The sequence below is a fragment of the Spirillospora sp. CA-294931 genome (genome assembly GCF_050946795.1).
Classification (GTDB): domain Bacteria; phylum Actinomycetota; class Actinomycetes; order Streptosporangiales; family Streptosporangiaceae; genus Spirillospora.
On sequence record NZ_CP192006.1, the window covers coordinates 1,046,621 to 1,072,435 of the forward strand.

The window sequence follows — 25,815 nt, forward strand, 5'->3', positions numbered from 1 at the left end:
GCTCTCGCGGCCGACCTCCTGGCCCGCCGGGGCGGAATGGGCGCAAGGAGAAGACCCCGGACAGCCCGCGAACTCGCCGGCGCGAACCAGGGCGACGAGGAGGTGGAGCCGGTCGGGGTGGTCAGACGGCGCCGGAGGTCAGGGCGGGAGACGCGAACAGGCCGGACAGCCGGGTGAGGGCCTCGGGGTTCGTCCAGTAGTACACCCAGGTGCCCCGGCGCTCGCAGTCGATCAGGCCCGCCTGGCGCAGGACCTTCAGGTGGTGGGAGATGGTCGGGGCGCTCAGCTCGAAGGGGACGGTCAGGTCGCACACGCACGCCTCGCCGCCCTCGCTGGCGGCGATGAGGTTGAGCAGGCGGAGCCGGACGGGGTCGGCCAGCGCCTTGAACACCTTCGCCAGCTCGGCGGCCTCGGCCTCTGCCATGAGGGCTTCGGTCAGCGGGGTGCAGCAAGCGGCGACGGGTGGCTTCGACATACCTCTAATTTGACACTCATCTATCCAATGATGCAAGCTGACGTTGCTTCGATGAACTTCGAAACAAGGAGTGTCGATGAAGAGCCTGCTCAATGCATCCCGGAGCACGCACCGCATGACGCTCGCGGAACTCCGCGAGCGCACGGATGAGGTCTGTACCAGTGCCTGCCGTGCAGCGGCCGTCCAGGACCGTGCCCGAACAGCCGCCATCGGTAATCGCTTCTAGCCCGGGGAGAATGACCATGAACGAAACCAGCGAGCGCCTGGTGAACGCGGATCAGATGAACGAGCGGACCCGGCTGCCGGTCGCCGTGATCGGCGCCGGTCCCGTGGGGCTGGCGGCCGCCGCGCAGCTCGTGGAACGCGGCCAGGACTTCGTCGTCCTGGAGGCCGGTGACCGCGTCGGCGCGGCGATGGCCGAGTGGGCGCACGTGCGGCTGTTCAGCCCGTGGCGGTTCGGGATCGACCCCGCCGCGCGGCGGCTGCTGGAAGGCTCCGGCTGGACCGAGCCCGCCCCCGAGGGGCTGCCCACAGGCGAGGAGATGATCGAGCAGTACCTGCGGCCGCTGGCCGCGCTGCCGCGGATCGCCTCGCGGCTCCAACTCGGCACCCGGGTGGAGGCCGTCACGCGTGACGGCTATGACCGCCTGCGCAGCGCGGGACGCGACCAGGTCCCCTTCCTCGTCCGCGTCCGCCGCCCCAACGGCGCGGCCGACGAGGTCCGCGTCCGCGCCGTCATCGACGCCTCCGGCACCTGGACGACGCCCAACGTCCTGGGCGGCTCGGGGCTGCCCGCCCACGGCGAGGCCGAGAGCGCGGCGTGGATCACCCACGCGCTGCCCGACGTCCTGGGCGTCGACCGCGAGCGCTTCGCGGGCGTGCACACCCTGGTGGCCGGGGCCGGGCACTCGGCCGCCACGACGCTGCTGGCCCTCGCCGAGCTCGCCGAGACCGAGCCCGGCACCCGCATCACCTGGGCGATCCGCAGCGGCTCGGCGTCCCGGACCTACGGCGGCGGCGCCGACGACCAGCTGCCCGCCCGCGGCGCGCTCGGCACCCGCGTCAGAAGGCTCGTCGAGACCGGACGCGTCGAGCTGCTCTCCGGGTTCTCCACCCACGCCCTGCACCCGCTGGCCGCCACCCCGGACCTGGGCGGCGTCCAGGTGACCGGACGCGCCCCCGACGGCACCGAGCAGGTCGTCACCGTCGACCGGATCGTGGCCGCCACCGGCTTCCGTCCCGACCACACCCTCACCACCGAACTCCGCCTCGGGCTTGACCCGATCCTGGGCACGACGCCCGCCCTGGCTCCGCTCATCGACCCCAACGAGCACTCGTGCGGCACCGTCCCCCCGCACGGTGTGGACGAGCTGACCCACCCCGAGACCGGGTACTTCGCGGTCGGGGTCAAGAGCTACGGCCGCGCCCCCACGTTCCTGCTGGCCACCGGCTACGAGCAGGCCCGCTCGGTGGTCGCCGCGATCGCGGGCGACTGGGACGCGGCTCGGGACGTCCGCCTCGAACTGCCCGAGACCGGCGTGTGCTCGTCCGGCCCGGCCCCCACCGGGTTCGCCACCGGGATCAGCGGCGGCCTGCTCGCCGAGCCGCTCGCCGTCGTGGGGAGCGGCGGCGGCGCCTGTTGTGGCTGAGACCACCGCACCTCCCGCTCCCGCCACGCACGGCCGTGGCGGGAGCCCGGTGTTCTACGGCTGGCGGATCGTCGCCGCGCTCGCCGTCAGCCAGACGGTCGGGTACGGCGTCCTCTACTACGCCTTCGCGGTGATCCTCACCCCGATGCGGCACGACCTGAACGCCGGCACGACGCAGGTCACCGCGGCGCTCACGATCTCGCTGCTCACCGGCGCCGTCGCCGCCGTCCCCATCGGCCGGCTGCTGGACCGCCGGGGCGGGCGCGCCCTGATGACCACGGGCTCCGTCGCGGCCACCGCCCTGGTCGCCGCGTGGGCGGCGGCCGGCTCCCTGACGGAGCTCTACCTGGTGTTCCTCGGCCTCGGCCTGGCCTCGGCGATGGTCCTGTACGAACCCGCCTTCGCCGTCGTCGTCACCTGGTTCCACGCCCGCCGCGCCACCGCGCTGCTGGCCGTCACCGTGGTCGCGGGGTTCGCCAGCACCATCTTCATGCCGCTCACCGGCTGGCTCACCGACGCCTACGGCTGGCGCACCGCGCTGCTGATCCTCGCCGCCGTCCACGGGGTCATCGCCATCCCGTTGCACGCCCTTGTCCGGAGCCGTCCCGCCGACCTCGGCCTGCATCCCGACGGCGCCGCCGAACCCCCAGTGGTGCGCGGCGACACCCTCGAAAGGTCGGCGGCCACCCGCGCGGTCCTGCGCGACCCGATCTTCTGGACGCTGGTCCTGGCGTTCATGACGCACTCGGCCGCCGTCGCCGTGATCGGCGTCCACCTGGTCGCCTACCTGCTCGCGCTGGGGCACCCGGCCGCCTTCGCCGCCGCCGTCGCCGGGCTGCTTGGCGTCCTGTCGGTCACCGGCCGCCTGGCGACCACCGCCGCGCAGCGTAATCGCTCCCCCACGACCGTCGTCGCGGTCGTGTTCGCCCTCCAGGCCCTGGCCGCGCTGGCCCTCCCCCTGACCGGACGCGACGCGGTCGCGGCCGTCATCTGCGTCCTGGCCCTGGGACTCGGCTTCGGCGTCGCCACCCATCGCCCGCCCCGCCCTCCTGGCCGAGCAATACGGCACCACCGCCTACGGAACCATCTCCGGCCTGCTCACCCTCCCCCTGACCCTCGCCAAGGCGCTCTCACCACTGGCCGCCGCCGCCGTTCTGGGCGTCACCGGCACCTACACGCCCGTCATGCTCGCGGTGGCCGCCGCGCTGGCCGTCGCCACCGCCGCGCTCCTAGCTGCGGGAAGGCTGCGAGCCGTCGGGGGCCAGACGTCCGGACGTGCCTCCTGATGGCTCGACCCGCCAACCGGCCGGCAGCACGTGTGTCAGCCCGACATCGGCGACCACGGCGGAGTGCAGAACGATGTTCTCGGGTTGCGGTGAGTCGAAGACGACGTCGTCCACGAAGGTGGCCGAACTGAAGTCGGCTCGGCCGAAGAAACCCGTATCCGTGAACACGGCAGCGCCGGTGAACGTCGCCCAGCAGAACAGGCTCCCTCTGGAAAATCTCGTGCCGGTGAAGAAGCCGAGCCGGTGGAAGTTCGCCTTATAGAAGCGAGCTTCCTGGGCGAACGACACCACTGCGAAGTGCGCATCGCCGCTGAAGGCTGCTTGGTCGAAATTCGCGCCATCCTCGAACGACGCGTGGTCGAAACGGGCGTTGCCGACGAAGTGTGCGGATCCAAAATCTGCGGTTCTGGCGAAGGTGGCCTCACGGAAATCTGTGTCGCCCTCGAACTTCGCTCCGCGGAAGTGGCTGTTCGCAACCCTGCAACCGGCCAGGCTGAAGCCGGTGAGCGTGGCTCCGGCCAGATCGACGTCGATCAGGTCCCAGTGCGCCGGAGCTTCTGGGTGCAGGTGAGCGAGCAGTAGACGCTGGGCGGTGAGCCGGACCTGGTCCTCGTCTTGAGCCGGACGAGAGGGCATGCGCAGGTACGCACAGATGATATCGACGATGGCCTGCTGATGAGGAGGGTTGTCATTGGCGAGACGTTCAAGCGTGTAGAGAGCAGCGATCCTGACTGCCGCTTTCTCAGAACCCAGGTGCTCGGCCGCGGAGCTGAACAATTCGGTGATTCGTCTTTCGTCCGCGTCCCGCTCGGTCTGGTCGGCCAGCCTCTCCTGAAGGACGTGGTCGCGCGCATCGACGTGCTCCTGATAGCGATGCATGCGTTCCTGCAGCCATTGCCGACGCGCGGCCAGGATCAGCAGGTACAGGCCACCGGCACCGAATCCGACCGTGGAGCCGATTCGAACCGCCTCGATCTGCAGTTTCGGATCGCCGCCCGCTGTTTCCCAGAGTTTCCACACCACCAGTGCTGTGACGGCGACGACCACTATCCCAGCTGCGAGATATAGCCACAGCGGCCAGACCTTCAACGCGGGCGGTATAGGTGATGCAGCCTTGCGAGCCGAACGCTTCACCAGGGCGCGACGGCCGACCTGATCACCTTCAGGTCCGGCCATCTCCTTCACCGCCTCGTCTTTCGAGAGACCTAGGTCAGCCAACGATCAATGCGTCGATTTCCCCAGGTCAGTGATTCGCCGCCGGAACGTCGGCGTCCAGTTCGATGAGGAGCTCGCGAACGCGTTCGTCGATGTGGTCGCGGATGGCCCGGACCCGCTCCGGTGCGGCGCCCTCGGGCTCGTCCAGCAGCCAGTCCTGGTAGCGCTTGCCCGGGTAGACCGGGCAGGCGTCCCCGCAGCCCATCGTCACCACCACATCGGCGGCACGGACCACCTCGTCGGTCAGCGGCTTGGGGAACTCGGCGGAGGCGTCCAGCCCGATCTCCGCCAGCGCCTCCACCACGACCGGGTCGAGCCGCTCGGCCGGGATCGTGCCGGCGGTTCGCACGTGGACCCGTCCGGCGGCATGCCTCGCCGTGAGCGCGGCGGCCATCTGCGAGCGGCCCGCATTGCGCGTGCAGACATACAGGACCTCGGGCACGGCTTTGACCGCCAGTCCCTGGGCCTGTGTGAGCGCGACCAGCCGCTCCAGCGCGAACCGCTCGACCAGCACCGGCAGGTGCCGCTTGACGGGCGCGGCGCGGTTCAGGAGCGCATGGCATTCCAGTACGTGGCGTTCGACCGTCGGCCCGGCCAGCGTCCCGTCGAAGCGGGCCGCCAGCGTCGCGGCGATCCGCATCAGCAGCGCCTCCGTACGCATATCCACCGTGACCCCTCTCTCGCGTCGAGAGAACTATCGTATCAGTTAACACTGATGTCAGTTATTAATGATGAATCTGACAATCGGCTTCACGTGAGCGTCCAGGCCGCGTGACGCACCGATCAGGTCGCTGAACTGGGCGGCCGGTGATCGACAGGCGTATATATGGCCCGGTGAGAGCGCCTGCTCATGGGCGAAGTTCATCGGAGGTTGTCATTCGTTAACCGTTCGTACACTCGACGCATGGACGATGGCAGAGTGCTGGAGATGATCACACCGGTCGACACCGACACCTGCCATGAGCCGGTCGACCTGGTTCCGATGGACCGCGCTGACGCCGAGCGCGCCGCCCGGATGCTCAAGGCCGTCTCCGACCCGACCCGCCTGCAACTGCTCAGCATGATCGAGGCCAGCCCGGACGGCGAGGCCTGCGTCTGCGACCTGACCAAGCCACTCGGGCTCACTCAGCCGACGGTCAGCCACCACCTCAAGATCCTGGTCGACGCAGGACTGCTCTCGCGCGACAAGCGCGGCATCTGGGTCTGGTTCGCCATCCTCCCCGGCCGCTTGGACGCCATCCGCGCCCTCATCGCCTGACCCTCAGTTCCAATGCATGCATCGGGTGTCCTCAGTTCGGCGGTTCAGCTACATATGTAGCGCACGGCCGGTAGGTTGAACCCCGTGAAGATGACGGCGGCCTTGGAGCGGGTCTTGCGGATCTTCCTCTCCGACCCCACTGAGCCTCGCTACGGCTACGACCTGATGAAGGCCGCGAAGCTGGCAAGCGGAACGCTGTACCCCATGCTGGCACGCCTTCAGTCAGAGGGCTTGGTGACCTCCGCCTGGGAGGTTCCCTCGGAGGACGAGAATGCGCAACGACCGCGCAAGTATTACCAACTAACCGCTGAAGGCACGCGTGTCGCCAGGCTGGAATTGGCACAGGCATCCTTGGATAGCGCTCGCGGCAGCGCTGGGCCGGTGCGTCCTGCTGAGGGAGGCGCGATTCAATGAACGTGCGATACCCGCAAGTGGCCGTTGAGCGCATAGCCAACTGGCTGGTCTGGAGTTCGAGTCGCCGCCTCCCACTCGACGTTCGTGCGGACTATTGCAACGAGTGGTCAGCCGAAGTATCAGCGATACTGGACGATCCTGGCACTCGGTTCGCCTGGCGGCGCGAACTCGCGGCCCTGTGGTTTGCTGTCGATCAGTTCCGTGGCGTCCGCCAAATAAAAAGCGAAGCTCGCGGCGAGATCGACCACAAGCCAGAGGACATGCCCGAATTCATTGGCACCGTCATCATCCATGATCCGGATCCGAAGTACTTCCCGTCAGCAGCGGCCGCAGAAGTCAATCCGCCGATACGTCGGTCCACCAATCCGATGGCCGAACCCTGGGATGGCGTGAACCTCCCGTGATCGGCATATCTGCGGTCGCTTGATCGGACTGTCCTCCGGCAGGATGCGTTCGAGCTCGCAGACTACATATGTAGCGAACTCGAAGGGTCAGGTCATGAGTCATGCATCGAGGATCGCGCTCACGGTCCTCATCGGGATATTGGGTGCGCTGGTCGTGGGCCTCGTTGTGGCGATCCTCACCAGGCTTGATGGGCGGAGCTACTCAGGAGCGGCGCTGGCGGGCGTCCTTTCGGGCGGCGGTGCGTTTCTCGGGATCGTCACGGGGGCTGACCAGTTGCATCTTCTGGACTGAGCGTGGCGTGGGGTGGGGGCGGTGCCTGCCGGCGGGGGCGTCCGGCAGGCACCGCGTTGTTTCGCCGGGTCAGGTGCCGATCTTGCCGCCGTCGTTCTTGGTGATGACGACGGTGGCGGAGCGGGCTCTGCCCTGCGGGTCGAAGTCGGGCCAGTTGGACACCGCGCGGGGGTTGGCGGGGGTCGGGGTGCCCCAGGCGGTGGTGGTCTCGCCCGGGTGCTGGACGTTGACGAACATCGTCCGCTGGTCGGGGGTGAAGGCCAGGCCGGTGATCTCGCAGCCTCGGGGGCCGACGAGGAAGCGGCGGATCTCCCCGGTCTTGGGGTCGGCGGCGAGCATCTGGTTGTTGCCGATGTGGTCGTAGCCCTTGCTGGCCAGGTTCTGTGAGCTGTTGGAGATGTCGGTCTGGATCCACAGGCGGCCGGATTCGTCGAAGCCGATGCCGTCGGGGCTGCCGTGGATGTTGTCGGGGCCGAGCTTGACCTTGGGGTCGTAGGCCGGGTCACCGGACAGGACGAAGACGTCCCAGGCGAAGGTCGTGGCGGTGTGGTCGCCGTGCTTCTCGCGCCAGCGGACGATGTGCCCATACGGGTTGGGGGTGCGCGGGTTGACCGTCCCGCCGTTGCCCTTGCCGTTGGTCAGGGTCAGGTAGACGTCGTTGGTATCGGGGTGGACGGCGACCCATTCGGGACGGTCGAGCTTGGTGGCGCCGACGGCGTCGGCGGCGGTGCGGGTGCGTAGCAGGACGTCGGCCTGGTCGGTCCACCCGTTGGCGGTGGTCAGCGGCCCCTTGCCGAAGACCAGCGGAAGCCAGGTGCCGGTGCCGTCGTCGTTGAACTTGGCGACGTACAGGGTGCCGTGGTCGAGGGGGCTCTGACCGCGCCGGATCAGCTTGCGCCAGGAGGCGTCGCCGACGAACTTGTAGACGTACTCGCTGTCCTGGTCGTCTCCCATGTAGACCACGACGCGGCCCTGTGACTCGACGACGGTGGCGCCCTCGTGCTTGGTCCGGCCGAGCGCGGTGCGCTTGACCGGGGTCGAGCCGGGACGGAACGGGTCGATCTCGACGACCCAGCCGAACCGGTTGACCTCCTTGGGGTTGACCGCGATGTCGAAGCGCGGGTCGGCGGTGTGCCACTTGTAGCCGAAGCCCGCCTTGGCGATCCCGTACCGCTTCTCCTCGGCGTTGGGGGTCCAGGTCGCGCTCTCGGTGCCCAGGTAGCCGTTCCAGTTCTCCTCGCACGTCAGGTAGGTGCCCCACGGTGTCTGGCCGTTGGAACAGTTGTTCAGCGTCCCGAGTGCGGGTCCGTTGGCCTTCAGTGCCGGGTGGGTCGGGCCGACCGGGCCGGAGAAGGTGACGGGGGTGGAGCCGGTGATCCGGCGGTTGTAGCGGGAGTCCTGCCGGATCCACTTGCCGCGCTTGTGGCGGACCCGGACGATGGTCACGCCGTGGGCGGCCAGCGCCTTGTCGACCTTCTCCTTGGTCATCACCGCGTCGCCGTCGGTGTAGAGCAGCGTGGTGTCGGAGTACTCGTGGTTGACCGCCAGGAGGCCCGAGGTGTTGCCATAGGGGAAGAAGCTCATCCCGTCGTGGTGCATGCCGACCTGCTGGGCCTGCTCGGCCGCGCTGTTGGAGGCGTCCTTCTTCCAGGACGGGCCGCTGTCGCTCAGCGGCGTCCCCCACGGGATCAGGACCTGCGCCGAGTAGCCCTCCGGGACGGTCAGCGCGTCCGCCGGGCTCGCGGGCACGGCCTTGAATCCCAGCAGCGCCTTGGGCTTGCTCCGGGCCGAGGCCGCCTGCGCGGGAGAGCCGGCCATCGAGGTCGTCAGGAAGCCCGCGGCCGCGACCACGGTGCCGCCCTTGAGCAGCGACCGCCGTGACAGGACGTCGGCGAGCGCCTCGTTCGGCGAGGGGTTGGAGCTGATGTCGTCCGGGTCGCTGTCGATGTTGACACGAGTCATGGAACGTCCTCTGTCTGCACAACCCTGGCCACTGCCAGGGAACGCCGATTATTCGAAAGTCGGTCGAACAGCGTGAGAGGGGTCACGATGCGCTACCTCGACAACACAAGCATCATTGTCAACTGATATCATTCACACATGATGTCGACGGTGCAAGTCTCCCTGATGCATGTGCTGGCCGATCCGCTCAGGTTGCAGATCATCACGCTGCTGGCGCATGAGACGTTGTGCACCACGCATCTGGTGGAGGAGACCGGTGCGCGGCAGACCAACATCTCCAACCATTTGCGGGTGTTGCGCGAGGCGGGGGTGGTGGACACCGAGCCGTGCGGCCGGTTCACCTACTACCGGCTGCGCCCCGAGGTCATCGAGGAACTGGCTGATGCACTCGGAGGGCTGGCGGACGTCGCCCGCGTCACCGCCGAAATCGGCCGCAAGCGGGCCTGCTGATGACCCTGACCGACAGCGGGAAGCAGACTCCCGGCGTCGTGGCCAACCTGTCGACCCTGGACCGCTTCCTCGCGGTGTGGATCCTGGTGGCGATGGGCGCCGGGCTGGGGCTGGGGCGGCTCTTCTCGGGCCTGGACGACGTGCTGGCCAAGGTGGAGGTCGGTGGAATCTCGCTGCCGATCGCGCTCGGGCTGCTGGTGATGATGTACCCGGTGCTGGCCAAGGTGCGTTATGACCGGCTGGACGCCGTCACCGGTGACCGGCGGCTGATGGTGTCCTCGCTGGTGGTCAACTGGGTGGTGGGCCCGGCGGTGATGTTCGCGCTGGCCTGGATCTTCCTGCCCGATCTGCCCGAGTACCGCACCGGCCTGATCATCGTCGGGCTGGCCCGCTGCATCGCGATGGTCATCATCTGGAACGACCTAGCCTGCGGTGACCGCGAGGCCGCCGCGGTGCTGGTCGCGCTCAACTCGGTGTTCCAGGTCATCATGTTCGGGGTGCTGGGCTGGTTCTACCTGGACCTGCTGCCCGGATGGCTCGGCCTGGGCGAGGGCGAGAACCTCGACATCTCAATGTGGAAGATCGCCGCCAACGTGGCCGTTTTCCTCGGCGTCCCGCTGGCCGCCGGATACCTGACGCGCCGGCTGGGTGAGCGGCGTCTGGGACGCGACCGGTACGAGAACGCCTTCCTGCCCAAGATCGGGCCATGGGCTCTGTACGGGCTGCTGTTCACCATCGTCATCCTGTTCGCCCTGCAAGGCGACACCATCACCTCCCAACCGCTGGACGTCGCCCGCATCGCCGTCCCGCTCCTGGTGTACTTCGCCCTCATGTGGTTCGGGACCTTCGCGCTCGGCAAGGCCATCGGCCTGCCGTATGACCGCACCACCACGCTGGCCTTCACCGCAGCGGGCAACAACTTCGAACTGGCCATCGCGGTCGCCATCGCCACCTTCGGCGTCACCTCCGGACAAGCCCTGTCCGGCGTGGTCGGGCCTCTGATCGAGGTGCCCGTCCTGGTCGCCCTGGTCTACGTCTCACTCGCCTGGCGCCGCCGGTTCACGGCCGGGACCTGACCCCGTGAACACGAACGCGCAGCGCCTCAGTGGGCTGTTCTCCGTCGGGCCCGCCCGGGACCGCGCGGGTGCGCTGCTTCATGAGGACGGCCGAGAGCGGCCGGCCTCTCGCCAACGGCTGATCGTCTAGGAAGGATCACCTCGTGACCGACAAGCCCAGCGTCCTGTTCGTCTGCGTGCACAACGCCGGACGCTCCCAGATGGCCGCCGCGTTCCTGTCCCACCTCGCCGCAGACCGCATCGAGGTCCGCTCCGCGGGCTCGGCGCCCGCCGACAGCGTCAACCCCGCCGTCGTGGAGGCGATGAACGAGGTCGGCATCGACATCTCCGCCCAGACCCCCAAGATCCTCACCGTCGACGCCGTCCAAGCCTCCGACGTGTGCATCACCATGGGCTGCGGCGACGCCTGCCCCGTCTTCCCCGGCAAGCGCTACCTCGACTGGACCCTCCCCGACCCCGCAGGCCAGGGCGTCGAGGCCGTCCGCCCCATCCGCGACGAAATCCAGACCCGCGTTGAGACCCTGATCAAGGAGCTCCTGGCCTAGCCGGGACGCAACTCCCGTGCGATCTCGGTGATCGCCTGCTTCGCGGTGCGGGAGGCGCCGATCAAGGTAGCCGAGGCGGCCCCGGTCCAGTCTCCATATCCGAGCAGATGAAGCCGGGGCTCGGCAGCGGCGCGGGTGCCTTCGGTCGCGATCAGGCCGTCCGGCCCTCGCAGCTTCAGCGGGGCCAGGTGAGCCATGGACGGGCGGAAGCCGGTGCACCACAGCACGGTGTCGCAGCGCAGTTCCGTCCCGTCCTCCCAGGCCACGCCCGTGGACGTCAAGCGGGCGAACATCGGCTCAGCCTTGAGCACGCCCCGGCTGCGGGCCGCGCGCACGGGCGGGACGGCGACGATGTCGCCCAGATCCGCGATGCCAGGCGCGGTCGCGCCGGAGTCGAGTGCGTGTTGGCGCCGCGTGGCCAGGTCGAACAGGGCCTTGCCGTCGATCTCGTCGGGGAGCAACCGGGGTGGACGCCTGGTCACCCAAGTCGTGTCGGCCACGGTGGAGACCTCGGCGAGGATCTGCGCCGCGGAGTTGCCGCCCCCGACGATCACCACCCTCCGCCCCGCGAAGGGCGCTGGCCCCGTGTAGTGCGCAGTGTGCAGCTGCCTGCCCTGGAACTCACCCATCCCGGGATAGTGAGGCACGTACGGCCGCCACCAGGTGCCGGTCGCACTGATCACGACCCGGGCGCGCCAGTCGCCCTCCCCGGTCTCGACCACCAGCGCCTCGTCCCCACGTCGTACGGCTCGCACCCGAACCGGCCGGACGATGGGAAGCTCGTAGCGGCGTTCGTAATCAGCCATGTAAGCAACGGTGTGCTCGGCCGTCGGGAAGGCGCCGTCCCCAGTAGGCGGCATCATCCGTCCAGGCAGCGAACTGTATTGCGCGGGCGAGAACAGCCGCAGCGACGGCCAAGCGTGCCGCCAGGCTCCACCCGGCCCGTCCTGGGCGTCGGCGATGACGAAGTCCAGCCCCGCCCGCCGCAGATAGAAGCCAGCCGCAAGCCCCGCCTGACCCGCCCCCACAACGAAGACCTCGACCTCACGCACGGTCGGCGCCACCGCAGACCTCCGCCTCAGCGGGGAGCGGCGGGAACACCGCACCGATCCCCCTGACCACTGCCGGGACGATCGGGTAGTGGACCCAGGCCCGCCGACGCTCCGCCTTGGTCTGCCTGGTCAACTCGTTCACACAAGCACTGCTGTCCGCTGGCGCACCGACCATCGAGAGCAGACGCAACCAGCCTGGCGCTGCGACCGCCGTGGGGACGGACGCCGACCCGATCACCTCGGCCCCCGAAAGCGGCGCGCAGCACGGCGTCATGGCGATCACGGCCCTTCCTGCGCAGCTAGTCCGGGCACGAGATCAGCCGACGCCCGCTGGCCGTCGCCGTCCAGGTCTGCGGGCCGGCCTCGGCGATGAGGCCGTGCCCGGACAGCCGCCACACCAGGACCCCCGCCATTTGGGCGATCGCCTGGTTGTAGCGGGATGGCTGCCGCCGTCTCGCGCCGCCACGAGGCTCTCTCCCACCTGCTCGACGTTCACCGAGCCATGATCACAGATGATGCGCAGAGCCTCCCGCTCGGCCGCGGTCGGGTTCCCCTCGGACATCCTCGCTCCTCAATCGCGAATGATTCAGCGGTTCATCAAGCCGTCAACGACGGCACGCCGAACTACGGTGTCCCCGGCATGACGTGCACCTCGCTGGTCAGATGCCGGTCGAAGCGCCACCAGCATCCGCCCTGAATAGAAGCCTATCAAATTAGATACCTGTCTAATCAAGTCAAAGGCCTAGCCCTCCCACCCTTCATCGTTTATCGTCGATGAACGATGAAGAAGCCTTTGGAGCGCGAGATCGCCCAGGAGTACGCCTCCTGGTTCCGGGCGCTCGCCGACCCGACCCGCGTCCAGATCGTGTCCCTGCTGGCCCGGCACGGCGCGCCGATGAGCGTCGGCGAAATCGTCAAAGCCGTCGACGTCGGCCAGTCGACCGTGTCCAACCACCTCAGACAGCTCGCCGCCGTTCGCTTCGTCCTCGCCGAGACCCGAGGAACAGCGAGCTACTACCGGATCAACGACGCCTGCGTCGACTGCTTCCCCACCGCCGCCGACATCGTCATGGGACGTCCGGTGCCCGGCCTGCCGTCCTGCAAGGAGTGACCATGACCGACCCGAAGATCGTCGACCGCTACTCCAGACTCGCCCGCCTCACCCTGGCAGGTGGCGTCCCCAACGACTACGGCTCCGAACAGGCCGCACAGCACGACCCCTGCTTCGGCGCGGCCGCCTACACCGAACCCCACGCCCCCGAAGCCGCACTGCGCGGCAGCCTCGGCTGCGGCAACCCCGTCGCCGTCGCCGACATCACATCCGGGGAAACCGTACTCGACCTCGGCTCAGGCGGCGGGTTGGACGTCATCCTGTCGGCCCGCCGCACCGGCCCGACCGGCAAGGTCTACGGCCTGGACGCCAGCACCGACATGATCACCCTCGCCCAAGAAAACGCCGCCCAAGCGCACATCGACAACACCGAGTTCCTCCACGGCACCATCGAGAACATCCCACTCCCCGACGGCCACCTCGACGTCATCATCTCCAACTGCGTCCTGTGCCTGTCGTCCGACAAACCCACGGCCCTGCGCGAAGCCTTCCGCACCCTGCGACCCGGCGGACGCCTCGGCATCACCGACGTCATCGCCGACGACGCACTCACCCCCGAACAACGCACGCAAGCCGAACTCGCCGGAGGATGCGCGGACGGAACCATCACCGCCACCCAATACCGCGACCACCTCCTGGCCGCAGGCTTCACCACCGCGTCCATCACCCCCACCCACCCGATCGCCGACGCCCTGCACTCAGCCATCATCAAGGCCACCAAACCCAACGCCCCACCCGGCTACACCATCCGCACCATGCGCCCGGCCGACGCCGACGACGTCCTGGCGATCTACCAAGCCGGACTGGACACCGGCCACGCCAGCTTCGAAACCACCGCCCCAAACTGGGACGCCTTCGACAACACCCACCTCCCCAACCACCGCCTCGTGGCCGTCGACACCACCACCAACTGTCCGACCGGCTGGATCGCCGCCAGCCCAGTCTCCAGCCGCTGCGTCTACGCCGGAGTCATCGAGCACTCCCTCTACATCCACCCCGACCACCACCGCCGCCGCCTCGCCACCGCACTCCTCACCGCCCTCATCGACTCAACCGAGACCGCCGGCATATGGACCATCGAAACCGGCATCTTCCCCGAGAACACCGCCAGCCTCGCCCTCCACGAACACCACGACTTCCGCCCCGTCGGCACACGCGAACGCATCGGCCAACACCACGGCACCTGGCGCGACGTCACCCTCCTAGAACGCCGCAGCCCCACCACCGGCCAATAGCCCGCCCTCTCGACAAAGGTCGCCCCAGGCCCAACGCCAACTCAGAAATGCGTCTAGGGGCACCCGCCCGGGTCGCAGGGTGCGGAAGGCTTCGCGCAGGACCGTGGGCGGCCTGGCCGTCCTCAGCGCGGGCCCCGGTTACCGCGCGGTCTGCGTACTCGAAGGGGCAGCATTCCAGGGCTGACCATGCGTGGTTGGCAAGGTCCGGAGGTGTTCGCGAAGTCCAGCCCTTGAGATGATCTGCGCGGCAGCCGGGGAATCTACGGTAATCCTCGGCTCGGCTCCTCGGCCGTCGTGATCGCTGTTCGCGGTCTCGCTGGCTTGGTATGGCCAGGGCGGCAACCTGAAGAGCCTTGTATCGGCCGGAAAGCATGTCAGGAGTTCGCCGGGCAGGTCCGAAGAGTCGCTGCCTGCGATTACGAGGGGTTCCGGGGGCAGGGTGTGCAGGTAGGGCGCAGCCTGGAGGAGGTTGTCGACCAGCGTTACCCCCGGGATTCGGCCATGGATGAGTTCACCTGCTTGGGGCCCGATGAGGCCCATGGCGGCCGAACGGGTGATCACGATGTTGGTCGGCGCGAATACGTGCTGAGCAAGAAGGCGGACGACGAACGAGCGTAGGGCGTCCACGTCCGCGTCCTCCTGAGCGGCGAGCCCCTGCGGAGCAGCCGCTGAAGGTGCGGCCGCCGTGGGCGCCCGCGGCGAGCTCAAGGTCTGCTCTCCCTGGTCGCCTGCTCCTTGCGGAGCGCGAAGTCGGCGCTGTGGCAGGGGAAGGCGCTTGAGGAACCTGCGTTCCACCAAGACAGCGAGTCCGGTGACTATGAGCACCAGCAGGACGAGTTGCGCTCGGCTTGTGAGGTGCTGTGACCGTACGTGAAGTTCTCCTGTGGGCGCACGTCCCGGGTTCGAGACTTGTTGGCGGGCGGACGGTGCGACTGTTCTTCCGCCCTTGTGAGGTTTCGCGATTGGCGGTTTAGCCCTTGATTTTGCGAGCGTGGGCCCTGGCTTGTTTGATTGGTGCGGTTCGATGTGGCCTGAGCGGATGGAGGACGTCCTCCGCTTTGAGTTTGAAGATCGACTATCGGTGCGCGGTGACGGACGGCGTTGCCGAGGCTGGTATCTGGCCCCTGGCATCCGATGTGACCGCATGGCGTCACGGAAGGCCTGGTTCCAGTCGGGCTCCTTCCCGGTCCTCAGGCTGCGATGTACCTCCCTGCGGATGGCACGGCACAGCCTCCGCCCGTCAACGTACTTGTTGGCTGTCTTGTGGAGTTCGGCACACGCTCTGATGCCCGGCGGAGACGGGTACGCGGCGGTTGCTGGCGATGCATGGAGAGTAAGGGAGGTGAACAAGGAGCACGTGACCGTCACTCGCAGCAATGCAGTGGTCAAGTCCGTCCTTTCTGCGTTTCCTCGGCGTGCGCGCGTAGGGTGGCGAGGGCTGCAGGGACCGTTAGAGCGTGGACGATGAATTCGGTGCCGTACAGACCAACGGTCTCGCCATCGGTGTTGGTCGTGTACGTCGGACCGTGGGGCCAGGTGCCGAGCATCAGTCCGACGAGACCATGGCGTGAGCCGTCTTCGATGAGCGGTTGGACTACATCGTGATCAGGCCCTGGTGCGGCGATCCAGAGTGTCGTCCTGGTTCCGTTGGAGCTGGCGCCGTGTGGCCTCACGTCGGGGTTTGCTTTTTCGGCTTCGCCCATCAGAGCCTCTAGTCGCCATTCATCCTCGATGTGCTGAATCACGTCCTCCAGCAACTCGAACACCTGGAGGTGAGGAGAGAGCGCCTCGACCAGCTCGGCCTCGAAGTCGCCTTCGAACAGACGGCCCAGCTCATTGCGGCTTATCACGACCCGGCAGTGCCCGCCGTCTTGCGTCAGTGCATCAGCCAGAGCGGCGCGCGCGAAGGAGTTGGAGCCAGGCCCCGTGATCCCCATCCCGCTCCTTTGCGCCAAGGCATTGACTACTGCGCTTCCCGAGGCGGGGGCCGGAGCCGATGGTCCTTCGGCCGCTGGCGGGGACGTCTGGAGTCTCGAACGACCTGGCCGAGGGCGGAGCGGGAGCGCTGCCAGGGCGTTGTGGCCGACGAGATTTCTCCCCAACAGGAGCAACAGGCCGAACATGATCACGATTGCGGCCAGTGTGGTCGAGTTGCCCTGGGCTTCGTTGCTGGCGGACCTCACGATCTGCCGCAAAGCTCTATACGCCACCCCTGCGTCAGGCCGAGCCTTGCTCACCCGTGGGACCAACGTCCTTGACCGCGTGCCACCGGACCTGACGCCCTTGGCCTGTGAAGGCGAACCTTGGGCATGTGGCTTGTTCCGGGAAGTTCCTGTTGTTTGAGCCTTGCCACCGGATCCAAGGACCTCGATCGGACCGATTTTCGTGAACGGCATGGTTCGCGATCGTCGGCTGGGCGGTGTTGCGGGCGACCTCGGCCCATGTTCGTGGGTGGCGGTTCGGTAACTTGATCGGGTCGTCGGGATCGTCTTCTTTGTGGTGCTCCTTGTTTGCCGGGATGTGCCTCTGATCGACTCGTTCACAGCCTTGCCGATGTTGGGCCTGCCGGACGCCATTTGCCGGTCCATGGTCCTGCAAAAGGTGTCCTGGTTCACGGTCGAAGCGGCTGCCCCCTTGAGGTCGACGCAGTCGCGTCCGGAAGCTGTTTTGGCCAGTGCCGCCTCGCTCCATGCCAGGGCGGATATGAGGACCAGTCCGGCTGATGCGCAGGTGGCCACGTGACGCGCTGCGTCGTTTCCAAAACCTCGTGAAGAGGTCAATCCTGGCTGTTCGCGAACTTTCACAGGTAGGTCACCCCCTGGCGATGTCTTCAGCTCCTATGTGTGAGACAAGCAGCCTTGGTAAGGCTCCTCCAGTTCGACATGGTGGGGCGGCTGGTTATTTAGAGATCTGTGATCATCTGGAGCTCAGAACGACCACGGATCAATAGACCTTGCCTCCATTTCGGACAGGCGGCTGGAGCGGGAGGAGTGATCGGAACCAGTTTCCGGTCGCGGCGGAAGACGGCGAGGCAGTGTGAAGGCCAGCCACCAGGCGACGGGCAGTATGAGAAGGGTGACGATCCCGACGGCGTTGAGGATGAGCACCATGCCGATGTTGTCCACCCGGCGGATGAGGGCGATTGCCGACGGAGAAATAAACAGGGCGAAGAAGGCTCCGCAGATGAACGTCCAGTACAAGATGTTGGAGAGGTCCATGGAAGCTCCTAACGGTCGAGTCGGGGCCGTGCGGTCGTGTGTGGAGGTTTGGGTAGGGGGCCTTCGGCTCGCGGAGGGCTTGCCTCCAAGGACTCTGAGATAGGTGTGGGGAAGTTGTCTGCTGCTACCTCCACAGCAGTGCGCGGACCGACGGGAGCCTGATGGGACGACGTCTCATCGAGTGATTGCAGCGCACTGCTGATGATGTGCTCGGGGAGATTCGTCGCGTTCTCTAGGGCCGTGCGAAGGTCCTCGGGGCGCGTATGCCCCGCCTCATCTGGGCCGAGCCCTTCCTGAAGTCGATCGAGGATCTGCTGGGCTCTTCGGGCTTGGCGGGCGTCCCGCCAGTCCTGTCGGTTCGGCCCGTACTCGCGTGCCGCCCATTGGGCTCCGGTTCCCTGCGCGAGGGCGTGTGTGGTGGCCGGACCGCCTTCGTGCACATGTGGCGCCCGTGCGAAGAACGGAGCCGCGGCGCGCATGGCGTCCATGGGGGCCTGGCCGTCAGCTCGAAATCTGTCGTAGTGGCTCATGGCGTGCGGATGCAAATCCCGTAGGCGGTCTTCGCATTTGTCCATGGCGGACGCGGCGGCTCGGTGGGACTCCGCGTACGGAACCGCTGCGCTCCAGGCTTCGGCCACTTGCACGAGGGCGGCGCGCTCAAGCCAGCTGCGATCGTGCGCGGGAGCCCATTTCGCGCGGGCTTCCGCAAGGGCAGCAGCCGATTCTCGTGCCGCCTTCAGCTCTGTCTGCCTGTCTCGTGCTTGCCGGGCCGCGTCCAGGCGCGCCTTTTGCCTAGTCGCCATCTGCTGGGCGACGGTGCCGACGGCGATGACTTGGACGACGCGTTGGCCGCCGAGTGTGAGGGCTTCGGTGATCGGGTCGGGATGCTGTTCATTCATCGAGGACTCCGGGAAGCGGGGATCTTCAGCGCGATGGGCTTCGGTGTGACCGGCGGGGGAGGTCGGGGCCGGCGAATGCATCCGTGTCGAGCGGGGGAGCGCGCTCCATGAGCGCGGGTAACGGGAACTCGTCGGCCGTCGAGCGCGTGGCTGTGAGCGGATCCGGACTGACCGCCGAGGTGAGGGCCTCAGTGACCACCGCCGTGGGCAGGTCGAGCATCTCCGCGATGCGAGCGACTTGGCGGGCGATTTCCGTCGGACGACCTGCCGCAAGGGCCTTCGCGGCTGCTCTTGCGGCCGTCAGCCTGCTTTCAGCGGTCGTGAGGCGGCCCACGAAACGATCGATGGCGGAATCGACCACGAAGTCGGCCAGAGGTGACTCGTGTTGTAGCGCTGCGTACAGAGACACACACCCTTGGTAGCTCAAGATGTCGGCTGGGTCTTGGCCTTCGGAGAAAGTCACCCTTCCAAGCGGGCCTCTGACCTGGCCGAGGGCGTCCCAAGTGCGTACCGTTGCGCCCCGTCCTGCTCCATCTCCGTCGAGCGCGATGAGGACACCGACGGTGTTGAGGTCGGAGCGCTCGCCGAGTTTGGTGATCTGGGCAGCGTTCAGCGCGGTTCCACAGATCGCCACTGCCGCATACCGTTCACGCGCTGCGGTGTTGATCGCGATGGCGTCGAGGGGACCTTCGACGATGACAGGACGAGCTCCTGCCGCAAGCTGGTCACTTGTCTCGCTCAGCCCGTACAGCAATTCGCCCTTGTGGAAGAGCGCGCTGTCTGGGGTGTTGATGTACTTCGGCCCTTTGGCGCCGTCGAGCCGCCTCCCGATGAAGGCCACGATCGCGCCGTCCGCGTCCCGGATCGGGAACACCGCGCGGTCCCTGAACAGGTCGTAGAGTCGGCCTCCCTGATCGATGCGGGCCAACCCGGCGGCCGAGATCGTGTGGTCCGAGTAGCCGAGGCCCCGGAGATGCTCGGTGAGCGTCCGCCATGCTTTCGGCGCGTACCCGATTCCCCACTCTCGCTGCACGCTCGCCTCGAACCCTCGCTCATTGAGGTATTCCGGTACCCAGCTGTCGGCCATCTGCTGCTGATAGAACGCGTGCGCAGTGACGTGCACGTCGACGAGTTCAGTACGTGGAGGGGTGCTTTGCGTCCCTTCCAAGGTCGCGGGCGTTTCGAGGGGTGTGGGCTTCGCGGCTTCGTCGGAGGGGAGCGTGGGTTCGGAGAGACGTCGACGGAGTTGCGAAGTGGCTCGGAGTATCCGGTCTCCCGCCATCTGGATTGCTGCTAGCGGCCGAGCTCGCGGGTCGGAGCCGGCCCATGCTGCGATCGGCGAAGAATTCAAAGCTGGAGCCTGGACGCCGAGATTGGCGAGCAGAAGGTAGGCAATTGAGTCCGCTTCGAGTCGTCGACCGCCATGGCAGGCGTGGGTGATAGTGCCGGAGGAGTCAGGACGGTCGCCGCGGCGAGCGGTATGCCCGAGCTGGTGAGCGAGGTTCTGGGCCGCCTCAAGGTCGGTCAGCGAAGGGTCGATGCGAACCAGCCGTTCCGGGGCTCCCATGTAGGTCCAGCGTTCACCGCGATCGATATGTAGCCCGATCTCGATCGCGAGATGGCGTATCGCCTGCCAAGCTTCGGCAGGCGTCGCCGAGCGCGGAGCGGCGAGTTCGGGACCCTCTGTCTGAGAGACGTCGAAGACCGACCGTGGTGTTCCACCGCGCGAGATGATGCGGATGCCGGTCTCACCCTTGCGAACCTGCCGCTCAACTGACTTCCAGTCGTTGTACGAGCGGACGTCGGTGGCCTCAGGGCGCTGCGCGGAGATCAGCAGCGTGTTGGCAAAGCCGTACCGCCCATGCCGGGCTGCGCGATCGAGCCACCAGGTCCAGGATCGCTCTCCCCTGTACAGACGAGCAGTTTCCTGCTCGGTCAGCGCGCGGAGGACGTCCATCTGGCGCCGCTGCTCGTGGGGATCGAGCGCACGCGAGCTCAGGATTCCCACTCCGGTGAGGGCTGTGTCGCAGCAGCCCGCAGTTCGGTAAGCCGGTCGTTGGCGATCGAGAACCCGAGTTCACGGAGTCTTCGGCCGAAGGCAGTCCTGTTGAGGCGCACACCATCAAGCTCCTCCTCGGAAAGGATCTGCTTGGCGGCGTCCAGCAGCTTCTCGTCCAGCCAGCTCGGGAGGGCAGAGGCCACGGAACTCGTACTGCGGGCGCTTTGTCTCCAGTCCTCGTCTGACACTGGGGCGGCCGAACCGAGGTGGGCGAAATCGGCGGGCAGCCTCCGCAGCGCGGCTCGTTCATCAAGCGGCGCGCGCCACCTCCACGCCAGCCGACCGTGTTCCCGTTGAAGGCGGCTGACCGCGAGGAGATGGCGGTGTTCGAGGTCGAGCGCGCTGTCGTAGGTGGTGATGTGCCAGAGCACCATCCGCCGCCACAGCAGTGCGGTGGAGATCGGCGCCAAGAGCCAACGAGGCTTGGGGATCTTCTCCATGTGGCGGCCGGTGGCCAGGCCTACCCATTGGCGAATCAGGTGACGGACGCCTTCGACGACCGTGATGAAGAGGATGGGCATTGCGGCGTGCATCACGCTGCCCGCGAGGTCACCGTGCGCGGCGACCAGATTCACCACGACGGTGCCGGAGATGTAGGCCCAGGCGACCCAGCGCAGCACGGGCCACGGCAACCCGACGTACTCCATGAGCAGATCCCACGTGAGCAGGATGAGAATGCCGACGTCCATGCCGACGGGGACGATCCAGGCCAGGTCACCGAACCAGGGCTCGGCCATCGTCCGGACGGTCGCGAAGGACCCGACACCGCCCAGCACAGCGAGTGCTAGGACCAGGGGCGCAACGATCGCCGCTACGGCTTTGATCGCCTCGGCGTGGGGCTGCGCGAGCAGAGCGGGAGGCGCTAGATCCGACTGCTGCGGTTCTCCGGGCTCTGACTTGTGCTGAGTTTGGGCGGGATTCATCCTCGTCTCCCTTCGACCATCCAGGCCAGAATTCGCGCGATGTAGCGGGCGTCGCTGACCGGGCCGAGGATCCGGCCATGCGCGGTCACGAACGCGTACGCGTCCTCGGCTCCGGCGCACAGCACGGTTTCGGAGCGGCCCGGGCCACGAATCTTGAGCTTCCAGCGGCCACTTCGTGGTTTGCGGACGCTCACGCGCACGCCGATCTGTGCGAGCTCCCAGTGCAGACGAAGCAGGTGCCTGCGCCGCTCTTCCAACTCGACCTGTGCAGACGCCGTCAGCGCTCTCATCGCGTCCCCCGTGGTGTCCAGTCGACCAGCCTCACGGCCATCAACTAAAGTCCTTGTGTCGACGATGCATCACCTGAAGGCAGACTGTCAATCAAAGGCAACTGCTCGCGTGTCTGTTGATTTCAAGTAAGGGAGCTGACGTGCGGAGAGAACCCGGCCCGATGCAGGAGGTCCCTCCCTCGGCGACGCTTGCCCAGAAGGTGGAGTGGCTGATCCAGAACATGTGGCCGGCGGACGCCCCCGCACCCACCAACAACAAGGAAGCCGCCGCCGCGATCGCCGGGGCGACGGGGGAGGAGATCTCGTCCACAACGGTCTGGAAACTGCGCACCGGCCGCCAGGACAACCCGCAGCTCAAGACCCTCAGCGCGCTGGCGACGTTCTTCGACGTGCCCCTGGGCTACTTCGGCCTCTCCGGTGAGGCCACATCCATCGACGACGACCTGACCCTGAAGGCACTCAGCCGCGAGATCGAGGACGGAACCATTAGGCCCTCGGTCCTGCGTGCCTTAGTCGACCTCTCGCCCGAGTCCCGCTGGCTCGTCGAAGAGATGCTCCTGGCCGCAGTCGAAGCCGACCGCCGCCGCCGAGAGGAACGCGTTGCTGAGGGGGGAGGATGAGGGGTGATCTCCCTGGAGCGTTGGAAGCGGGTGGAGATTTTAATTCGGTACGTATTTCCATCGTTGTTTGTCAATATTCGTTACGCAGTAGATGCCTGGCGAGGTAGTAGGCCTCGGAGAGTTGTGCTTCATTAACCCAAGATTGGCTGCCGAGATAGGTTGGCCAATCTTGGTTGGAGTACAGTTGCTGGCAAGAAATAAAATATGGGCGGTCTAGGCAGAACAATCCTTCTGCGCTGATAGCCCACTGGGTGTTGGGAATCTCGATCAGCGGACCGAGGTCATGTGGGCGATCGCCGGTGCGCGATGTCACGGCCGTGTGCAGCGTATTGATGAGCCGCATAAATATTACCGACGGATCGAAGGCGGCTTCGCCGGGGTAATTTTGACAGGAACGGAGCTGGTCCGCAAGCCGGTGGCTGAAAACGTCCGCAGGTTCTGTAGCCGCCCAGCCTAGTTCAGCGAGCTCAGCGCCCTCCGGCTCTTCGATCCGAATTCTTAATTCGGCCTGATTGGGAGAGCATGGAAGAAACCGCGCGCGCACTGGTGTATGCGGAATTTGGACCCGCACACCTATCTCTGAGATTGCCTGGATTTGAAGGGCGTCACTGAGTAGCGTTTGGATCAGCTGCCTGTCCGGGGCGCGAGCTGCGTGCCCGAAGAGTTCCTCGCGATGACGATGATGCTCGATCATCCGTTCCCGCGTAGCCGCGCTCAGCGCATCCAGCCTTGCGGCAGTCTCTAGAATGCGTTGCTCCGTCCTGCGCACCCGCGACTCGATGGCCAGTCCCAGGACCACAACCGGAACAAGCAACATCAGCGTTGTGCCAGCCTCCAGTAATAGACCAGGAATGTAATTTGCACCATCGATGATCCAACCAACGGCTACCAGTATGACACCAAGAATAGTAGCCGTAATGAATATGCGTGTGCCTTGATCTCGTGCTGGCCTGTCCGTTCGGCTCGGCGTGTCCTCGTCTGTCATCGTGCTCCCTGCACCCTGCGATGCTTCAAGATCCCGCGGATCCGCCCTGGACCGAGGGCGTGCTGCATCAATACCATGAGCAGAGCGAAGTGCCCATGGCCGCCAAGAGAAGGCATCCATGTCACGTATGGAACCCACGCAGTGCCGAGTGGTTGGTGCGCCGGTTGGTTATGGTCTCGATGTTTTCAAGGATCGTGCAGGTTCCCTAGTTCGTATCGGTTCGTGGATCAGGGATCCCGGAATCCGAATGATCACTATTTTCGGTCGGCGTGGAATCGGTAAAAGTGCGTTGGGAGCCAAGGCTGTTGACAAGCTCTGCGCGGAGGGGCGCGTGGCAGGCGTTGTTAACCTCAGCACCCGTACGGGCGGCCCAATCAGCGTGGAACGGATCTTCTTCACCTACGCTGAGCTGGCCGAGAGCGCGGTATACAACGCGCTGCCTTCGCTCTGGGCGAGTCGGCTGCCCACTGCGGACAAGCTGGCCGAGCTTTTCTGCCTGGTGGACCCACCGGTCGTCGAGATGGATGGCGCCAGTCGGCCATACCTCATAGTCCTGGACAACCTCGAGGATCAACTCGATGATGAAGGTCGTCCTCGAGACCAAGGACTCCTTGAGTTCTTCGACATCGTTTTCAGGGCGGAATCCGCACCTCAGGTCCTGGTTACTAGCCAGGTGCCCGTCGCACTCGACCCCGCGCTGCGCCGCTTCGAGGGGCGAGTCCATCTCGACGCCGGACTGCCTTTGTCGGATAGCGTCGTCTTGCTGCGCGAGCTGGATAGGGATGGTCAGGCGGGATTGCTGGATGCGCCTACAGAGCAACTTGCACGGGCCGCATTGAGGCTGCACGGCGTGCCCAGGGCCCTGGAACTGGCGGTGGGTGCCCTCGTAGAAGACCACCTCACCTTGCCGACCCTGGAAGATGTGCTTGACAGCTTTGCCACTAGGGACAACATCGTTGATCAGCTCGCCCAGGACAGGCGGCGAAGGCTGAGAGACTCCGAGCGCCTAACGTTGGACGTGTTGGCGACGTTCCGCCGGCCAGCAACTGCTGAGGCGATCCGATGGGTGATGCGCCCGATGGTGCCTGGCGTAGATCCGCGCCAGGCGCTGGCACGCCTCATTCAGGTCCACCTGATCTCCGTGGACCGGGGCAACCGCGTGTTTGCGCTACATCCCCTTGACGCTGACCTCGCCTACGGGGCGCTTCCCTATGAGGGTCCGTGGAGCCGCCGGACGCTGGAGCGCAGAGTGGCTGCTTGGTATGCCCGGAATCGCCGTCCGCTGCCCTGGCGGTCGGTGACCGATGCCGCCGTCCACCGGTTGGAGATCGAGCATCGGGTACGCGCCGGCGACCATGACGAGGCGGCGGTGGTGCTCAGCGAGATTGACGAGTTCTTGGTTTGGCGTGGGTCGATCGGCGAGGTCCTGGAGATGCATTCCGGCATTGGGCCTCACTTGCGCACAGATGCCGGGCGACTGGCCAACCTGGTCGGTATCGGCCTCGTCCGGTACGTCGGCGGGCCGCTGGGGGAGGCCGTTGCTCCGTTGGAGGAGGCCGTTGAGTTGGCCGATCGGCTCGGGGATCACCACCAACTAACCAGAGCGCTCTTTGCGCTGGGCGAGACCTACCGACACCTGAAGGAACTAGACAAAGCTGTTCACATTCTCGCCAGAGCGGTCGCCAACGCTGAGCGGACCAGCCAGGACGATCACCTGTCGCATGGGCTGCTATGCCTCAGTCTGGCGCACAGCTATCGCGCCGAGACTGATCGCGCGCTCGCTGTGGCCGACCGGATGCTTCGGGCCGGAAACGAAGATCCTCTGAATCGAGCCCGTGCCTACGATGCGCGGTGTGCCGCATTCGCGGCGGCCGGTCGATGGACGGAAGCCATCGCCGACGCAGACAGAGCCATCGATGCCTACACCGCCGCCGAGGTACCTGAGGCCCTCGGATACGTCTACAACATCCAAGGGCTCGCATTCCTGGGCATGAGCCGGTACGAGGAAGCAGCGGTTCGCTTTCGCGGCGGCGCCGAGCAGGGTGCCCGAGTCCACATACCGCGGGTGGAGGGCTTGTGCCTGTTCAACCTTGCCTGGGCGCAACTGTGTCGTGGGCGATATGACTTGGCGATGAATTCGGTCGACAGAGCTATCTCCGCGCTTTGCCAGTCGGGCGGTACTGATTTTGCAGCGGCGCAAGCGCTGAGCGCCGCCGCTATCGCGGCGAGGGCCGACGACCCTATAGCCCTGGCCGCAGCGTACCGGCGCACGGCGGAGTTAATTGTAGGCAACGGCGACCTAGTGCCCTCGACTGTGCTGAATGCTGAGGCCGACCGACTCTCAGGGGAAGCACCGACACCATGACGCTCGCAGGGCACAAGCACCTCAGAATGGGG

The 25,815-nt window shown here is 66.6% G+C and carries 24 protein-coding genes and 1 pseudogene; 14 read left to right on the forward strand and 11 right to left on the reverse strand.

The window, feature by feature from the left end; genetic code table 11:
* Positions 1–121: 121 nt before the first annotated feature.
* Positions 122–475 (reverse strand): ArsR/SmtB family transcription factor, encoded by a 354-nt coding sequence (locus ACQPY4_RS05020; protein WP_433332906.1) that lies wholly within the window; start codon positions 473–475, stop codon positions 122–124.
* Between the two features lie 76 nt (positions 476–551).
* Here ACQPY4_RS05020 and ACQPY4_RS05025 point away from each other — a divergent pair, with 76 nt between their 5' ends.
* The 3 genes and pseudogenes from ACQPY4_RS05025 to ACQPY4_RS05035 all read left to right on the forward strand — a co-directional run.
* A complete protein-coding gene (locus ACQPY4_RS05025) occupies positions 552–701 on the forward strand; it encodes a hypothetical protein (RefSeq protein WP_433332908.1) in 150 nt (49 codons plus the stop codon).
* A 16-nt stretch (positions 702–717) separates the two neighbouring features.
* Entirely contained in the window at positions 718–2,124 is a 1,407-nt protein-coding gene (locus ACQPY4_RS05030; protein WP_433332910.1) for an FAD-dependent oxidoreductase, read from the forward strand.
* 145 nt (positions 2,125–2,269) lie between these two features.
* Positions 2,270–3,091: pseudogene (locus ACQPY4_RS05035) on the forward strand (MFS transporter); the annotation flags it as partial.
* 262 nt (positions 3,092–3,353) lie between these two features.
* On the opposite strand, the gene ACQPY4_RS05040 reads toward ACQPY4_RS05035, so the two are convergent.
* Complete coding sequence (locus ACQPY4_RS05040) at positions 3,354–4,586, reverse strand: pentapeptide repeat-containing protein (protein WP_433338799.1); 1,233 nt, start codon at positions 4,584–4,586, stop codon at positions 3,354–3,356.
* A 67-nt stretch (positions 4,587–4,653) separates the two neighbouring features.
* The gene (locus ACQPY4_RS05045; RefSeq protein ID WP_433338801.1) at positions 4,654–5,286 is read right to left on the reverse strand and encodes a three-helix bundle dimerization domain-containing protein; all 633 of its coding nucleotides are present in this window, start codon (positions 5,284–5,286) and stop codon (positions 4,654–4,656) included.
* A gap of 243 nt (positions 5,287–5,529) precedes the next feature.
* Between ACQPY4_RS05045 and ACQPY4_RS05050 the strand changes: the two genes are divergently transcribed.
* From ACQPY4_RS05050 to ACQPY4_RS05065, 4 genes are all read left to right on the forward strand, one after another.
* On the forward strand, positions 5,530–5,883 hold the full coding sequence (locus ACQPY4_RS05050; protein WP_433332912.1) for an ArsR/SmtB family transcription factor: 354 nt from the start codon (positions 5,530–5,532) through the stop codon (positions 5,881–5,883).
* 90 nt (positions 5,884–5,973) lie between these two features.
* Positions 5,974–6,297 carry a PadR family transcriptional regulator gene (locus ACQPY4_RS05055; RefSeq protein ID WP_433338803.1) on the forward strand — a complete coding sequence of 108 codons (324 nt, stop codon included), beginning with the start codon at positions 5,974–5,976 and terminating at the stop codon, positions 6,295–6,297.
* Positions 6,294–6,701, forward strand: a complete 408-nt coding sequence (locus tag ACQPY4_RS05060; RefSeq protein WP_433332914.1) for a hypothetical protein — start codon at positions 6,294–6,296, stop codon at positions 6,699–6,701. Before ACQPY4_RS05055 ends, ACQPY4_RS05060 begins: the two co-directional genes overlap by 4 nt.
* A 94-nt stretch (positions 6,702–6,795) precedes the next feature.
* Positions 6,796–6,993, forward strand: a complete 198-nt coding sequence (locus ACQPY4_RS05065; protein WP_433332916.1) for a hypothetical protein — start codon at positions 6,796–6,798, stop codon at positions 6,991–6,993.
* 69 nt (positions 6,994–7,062) lie between these two features.
* On the opposite strand, the gene ACQPY4_RS05070 is transcribed toward ACQPY4_RS05065, so the two are convergent.
* The gene (locus ACQPY4_RS05070; RefSeq protein WP_433332918.1) at positions 7,063–8,955 is read right to left on the reverse strand and encodes a PhoX family protein; all 1,893 of its coding nucleotides are present in this window, start codon (positions 8,953–8,955) and stop codon (positions 7,063–7,065) included.
* A gap of 165 nt (positions 8,956–9,120) precedes the next feature.
* Between ACQPY4_RS05070 and ACQPY4_RS05075 the strand changes: the two genes are divergently transcribed.
* The 3 genes from ACQPY4_RS05075 (at position 9,121) to ACQPY4_RS05085 (ending at position 11,026) form a co-directional block, all read left to right on the forward strand.
* Positions 9,121–9,405: an ArsR/SmtB family transcription factor gene (locus ACQPY4_RS05075; protein WP_433338805.1), complete on the forward strand. Its 285-nt coding sequence runs from the start codon at positions 9,121–9,123 to the stop codon at positions 9,403–9,405.
* Positions 9,405–10,481, forward strand: a complete 1,077-nt coding sequence (arsB, locus tag ACQPY4_RS05080; protein WP_433332920.1) for an ACR3 family arsenite efflux transporter — start codon at positions 9,405–9,407, stop codon at positions 10,479–10,481. The genes ACQPY4_RS05075 and arsB overlap by 1 nt, the downstream gene beginning before the upstream one ends.
* 200 nt (positions 10,482–10,681) lie before the next feature.
* Positions 10,682–11,026, forward strand: coding sequence for an arsenate reductase ArsC (locus ACQPY4_RS05085; RefSeq protein ID WP_433338808.1), 345 nt, complete (start codon positions 10,682–10,684; stop codon positions 11,024–11,026).
* Here ACQPY4_RS05085 and ACQPY4_RS05090 read toward each other — a convergent pair.
* On the reverse strand, positions 11,023–12,090 hold the full coding sequence (locus tag ACQPY4_RS05090) for an ArsO family NAD(P)H-dependent flavin-containing monooxygenase (protein ID WP_433332922.1): 1,068 nt from the start codon (positions 12,088–12,090) through the stop codon (positions 11,023–11,025). The two genes, ACQPY4_RS05085 and ACQPY4_RS05090, sit on opposite strands and share 4 nt — an antisense overlap.
* A gap of 769 nt (positions 12,091–12,859) precedes the next feature.
* Between ACQPY4_RS05090 and ACQPY4_RS05095 the strand changes: the two genes are divergently transcribed.
* Positions 12,860–13,189 (forward strand): ArsR/SmtB family transcription factor, encoded by a 330-nt coding sequence (locus ACQPY4_RS05095; protein ID WP_433332924.1) that lies wholly within the window; start codon positions 12,860–12,862, stop codon positions 13,187–13,189.
* Between the two features lie 2 nt (positions 13,190–13,191).
* On the forward strand, positions 13,192–14,424 hold the full coding sequence (locus tag ACQPY4_RS05100) for a GNAT family N-acetyltransferase (protein ID WP_433332926.1): 1,233 nt from the start codon (positions 13,192–13,194) through the stop codon (positions 14,422–14,424).
* 1,385 nt (positions 14,425–15,809) lie between these two features.
* Here ACQPY4_RS05100 and ACQPY4_RS05105 read toward each other — a convergent pair.
* The 5 genes from ACQPY4_RS05105 to ACQPY4_RS05125 form a co-directional block, all read right to left on the reverse strand.
* Positions 15,810–16,361, reverse strand: coding sequence for a hypothetical protein (locus ACQPY4_RS05105; protein WP_433332928.1), 552 nt, complete (start codon positions 16,359–16,361; stop codon positions 15,810–15,812).
* A 990-nt stretch (positions 16,362–17,351) separates the two neighbouring features.
* Positions 17,352–17,642 carry a hypothetical protein gene (locus ACQPY4_RS05110; RefSeq protein WP_433332930.1) on the reverse strand — a complete coding sequence of 97 codons (291 nt, stop codon included), beginning with the start codon at positions 17,640–17,642 and terminating at the stop codon, positions 17,352–17,354.
* Positions 17,643–18,566: 924 nt separating this feature from the next.
* Positions 18,567–20,549 (reverse strand): toprim domain-containing protein, encoded by a 1,983-nt coding sequence (locus ACQPY4_RS05115; protein ID WP_433332932.1) that lies wholly within the window; start codon positions 20,547–20,549, stop codon positions 18,567–18,569.
* Complete coding sequence (locus tag ACQPY4_RS05120; protein ID WP_433332934.1) at positions 20,537–21,523, reverse strand: DUF2637 domain-containing protein; 987 nt, start codon at positions 21,521–21,523, stop codon at positions 20,537–20,539. The genes ACQPY4_RS05115 and ACQPY4_RS05120 overlap by 13 nt, the downstream gene beginning before the upstream one ends.
* Positions 21,520–21,813, reverse strand: coding sequence for a hypothetical protein (locus ACQPY4_RS05125; RefSeq protein ID WP_433332936.1), 294 nt, complete (start codon positions 21,811–21,813; stop codon positions 21,520–21,522). Before ACQPY4_RS05125 ends, ACQPY4_RS05120 begins: the two co-directional genes overlap by 4 nt.
* A gap of 161 nt (positions 21,814–21,974) precedes the next feature.
* Here ACQPY4_RS05125 and ACQPY4_RS05130 point away from each other — a divergent pair, with 161 nt between their 5' ends.
* Positions 21,975–22,433, forward strand: coding sequence for a hypothetical protein (locus ACQPY4_RS05130; protein WP_433332938.1), 459 nt, complete (start codon positions 21,975–21,977; stop codon positions 22,431–22,433).
* 70 nt (positions 22,434–22,503) lie between these two features.
* On the opposite strand, the gene ACQPY4_RS05135 is transcribed toward ACQPY4_RS05130, so the two are convergent.
* A complete protein-coding gene (locus ACQPY4_RS05135; RefSeq protein ID WP_433332940.1) occupies positions 22,504–23,418 on the reverse strand; it encodes a hypothetical protein in 915 nt (304 codons plus the stop codon).
* 247 nt (positions 23,419–23,665) lie between these two features.
* On the opposite strand from ACQPY4_RS05135, the gene ACQPY4_RS05140 reads away from it, so the two are divergent.
* Positions 23,666–25,783, forward strand: a complete 2,118-nt coding sequence (locus ACQPY4_RS05140) for a tetratricopeptide repeat protein (RefSeq protein ID WP_433332942.1) — start codon at positions 23,666–23,668, stop codon at positions 25,781–25,783.
* Positions 25,784–25,815: the final 32 nt, after the last annotated feature.

Bases quoted from the DNA above. Each gene is read 5' to 3' on its own strand.
- ACQPY4_RS05020 (WP_433332906.1), bottom strand. From the start codon at position 475: ATGTCGAAGCCACCCGTCGCCGCTTGCTGCACCCCGCTGACCGAAGCC.
- ACQPY4_RS05025 (WP_433332908.1), top strand. From the start codon at position 552: ATGAAGAGCCTGCTCAATGCATCCCGGAGCACGCACCGCATGACGCTC.
- ACQPY4_RS05030 (WP_433332910.1), top strand. From the start codon at position 718: ATGAACGAAACCAGCGAGCGCCTGGTGAACGCGGATCAGATGAACGAG.
- ACQPY4_RS05040 (WP_433338799.1), bottom strand. From the start codon at position 4,586: ATGGCCGGACCTGAAGGTGATCAGGTCGGCCGTCGCGCCCTGGTGAAG.
- ACQPY4_RS05045 (WP_433338801.1), bottom strand. From the start codon at position 5,286: ATGCGTACGGAGGCGCTGCTGATGCGGATCGCCGCGACGCTGGCGGCC.
- ACQPY4_RS05050 (WP_433332912.1), top strand. From the start codon at position 5,530: ATGGACGATGGCAGAGTGCTGGAGATGATCACACCGGTCGACACCGAC.
- ACQPY4_RS05055 (WP_433338803.1), top strand. From the start codon at position 5,974: ATGACGGCGGCCTTGGAGCGGGTCTTGCGGATCTTCCTCTCCGACCCC.
- ACQPY4_RS05060 (WP_433332914.1), top strand. From the start codon at position 6,294: ATGAACGTGCGATACCCGCAAGTGGCCGTTGAGCGCATAGCCAACTGG.
- ACQPY4_RS05065 (WP_433332916.1), top strand. From the start codon at position 6,796: ATGAGTCATGCATCGAGGATCGCGCTCACGGTCCTCATCGGGATATTG.
- ACQPY4_RS05070 (WP_433332918.1), bottom strand. From the start codon at position 8,955: ATGACTCGTGTCAACATCGACAGCGACCCGGACGACATCAGCTCCAAC.
- ACQPY4_RS05075 (WP_433338805.1), top strand. From the start codon at position 9,121: ATGCATGTGCTGGCCGATCCGCTCAGGTTGCAGATCATCACGCTGCTG.
- arsB (WP_433332920.1), top strand. From the start codon at position 9,405: ATGACCCTGACCGACAGCGGGAAGCAGACTCCCGGCGTCGTGGCCAAC.
- ACQPY4_RS05085 (WP_433338808.1), top strand. From the start codon at position 10,682: ATGGCCGCCGCGTTCCTGTCCCACCTCGCCGCAGACCGCATCGAGGTC.
- ACQPY4_RS05095 (WP_433332924.1), top strand. From the start codon at position 12,860: ATGAAGAAGCCTTTGGAGCGCGAGATCGCCCAGGAGTACGCCTCCTGG.
- ACQPY4_RS05100 (WP_433332926.1), top strand. From the start codon at position 13,192: ATGACCGACCCGAAGATCGTCGACCGCTACTCCAGACTCGCCCGCCTC.
- ACQPY4_RS05105 (WP_433332928.1), bottom strand. From the start codon at position 16,361: ATGGGGATCACGGGGCCTGGCTCCAACTCCTTCGCGCGCGCCGCTCTG.
- ACQPY4_RS05110 (WP_433332930.1), bottom strand. From the start codon at position 17,642: ATGGACCTCTCCAACATCTTGTACTGGACGTTCATCTGCGGAGCCTTC.
- ACQPY4_RS05120 (WP_433332934.1), bottom strand. From the start codon at position 21,523: ATGAATCCCGCCCAAACTCAGCACAAGTCAGAGCCCGGAGAACCGCAG.
- ACQPY4_RS05125 (WP_433332936.1), bottom strand. From the start codon at position 21,813: ATGAGAGCGCTGACGGCGTCTGCACAGGTCGAGTTGGAAGAGCGGCGC.
- ACQPY4_RS05130 (WP_433332938.1), top strand. From the start codon at position 21,975: ATGCAGGAGGTCCCTCCCTCGGCGACGCTTGCCCAGAAGGTGGAGTGG.
- ACQPY4_RS05135 (WP_433332940.1), bottom strand. From the start codon at position 23,418: ATGACAGACGAGGACACGCCGAGCCGAACGGACAGGCCAGCACGAGAT.
- ACQPY4_RS05140 (WP_433332942.1), top strand. From the start codon at position 23,666: ATGATCACTATTTTCGGTCGGCGTGGAATCGGTAAAAGTGCGTTGGGA.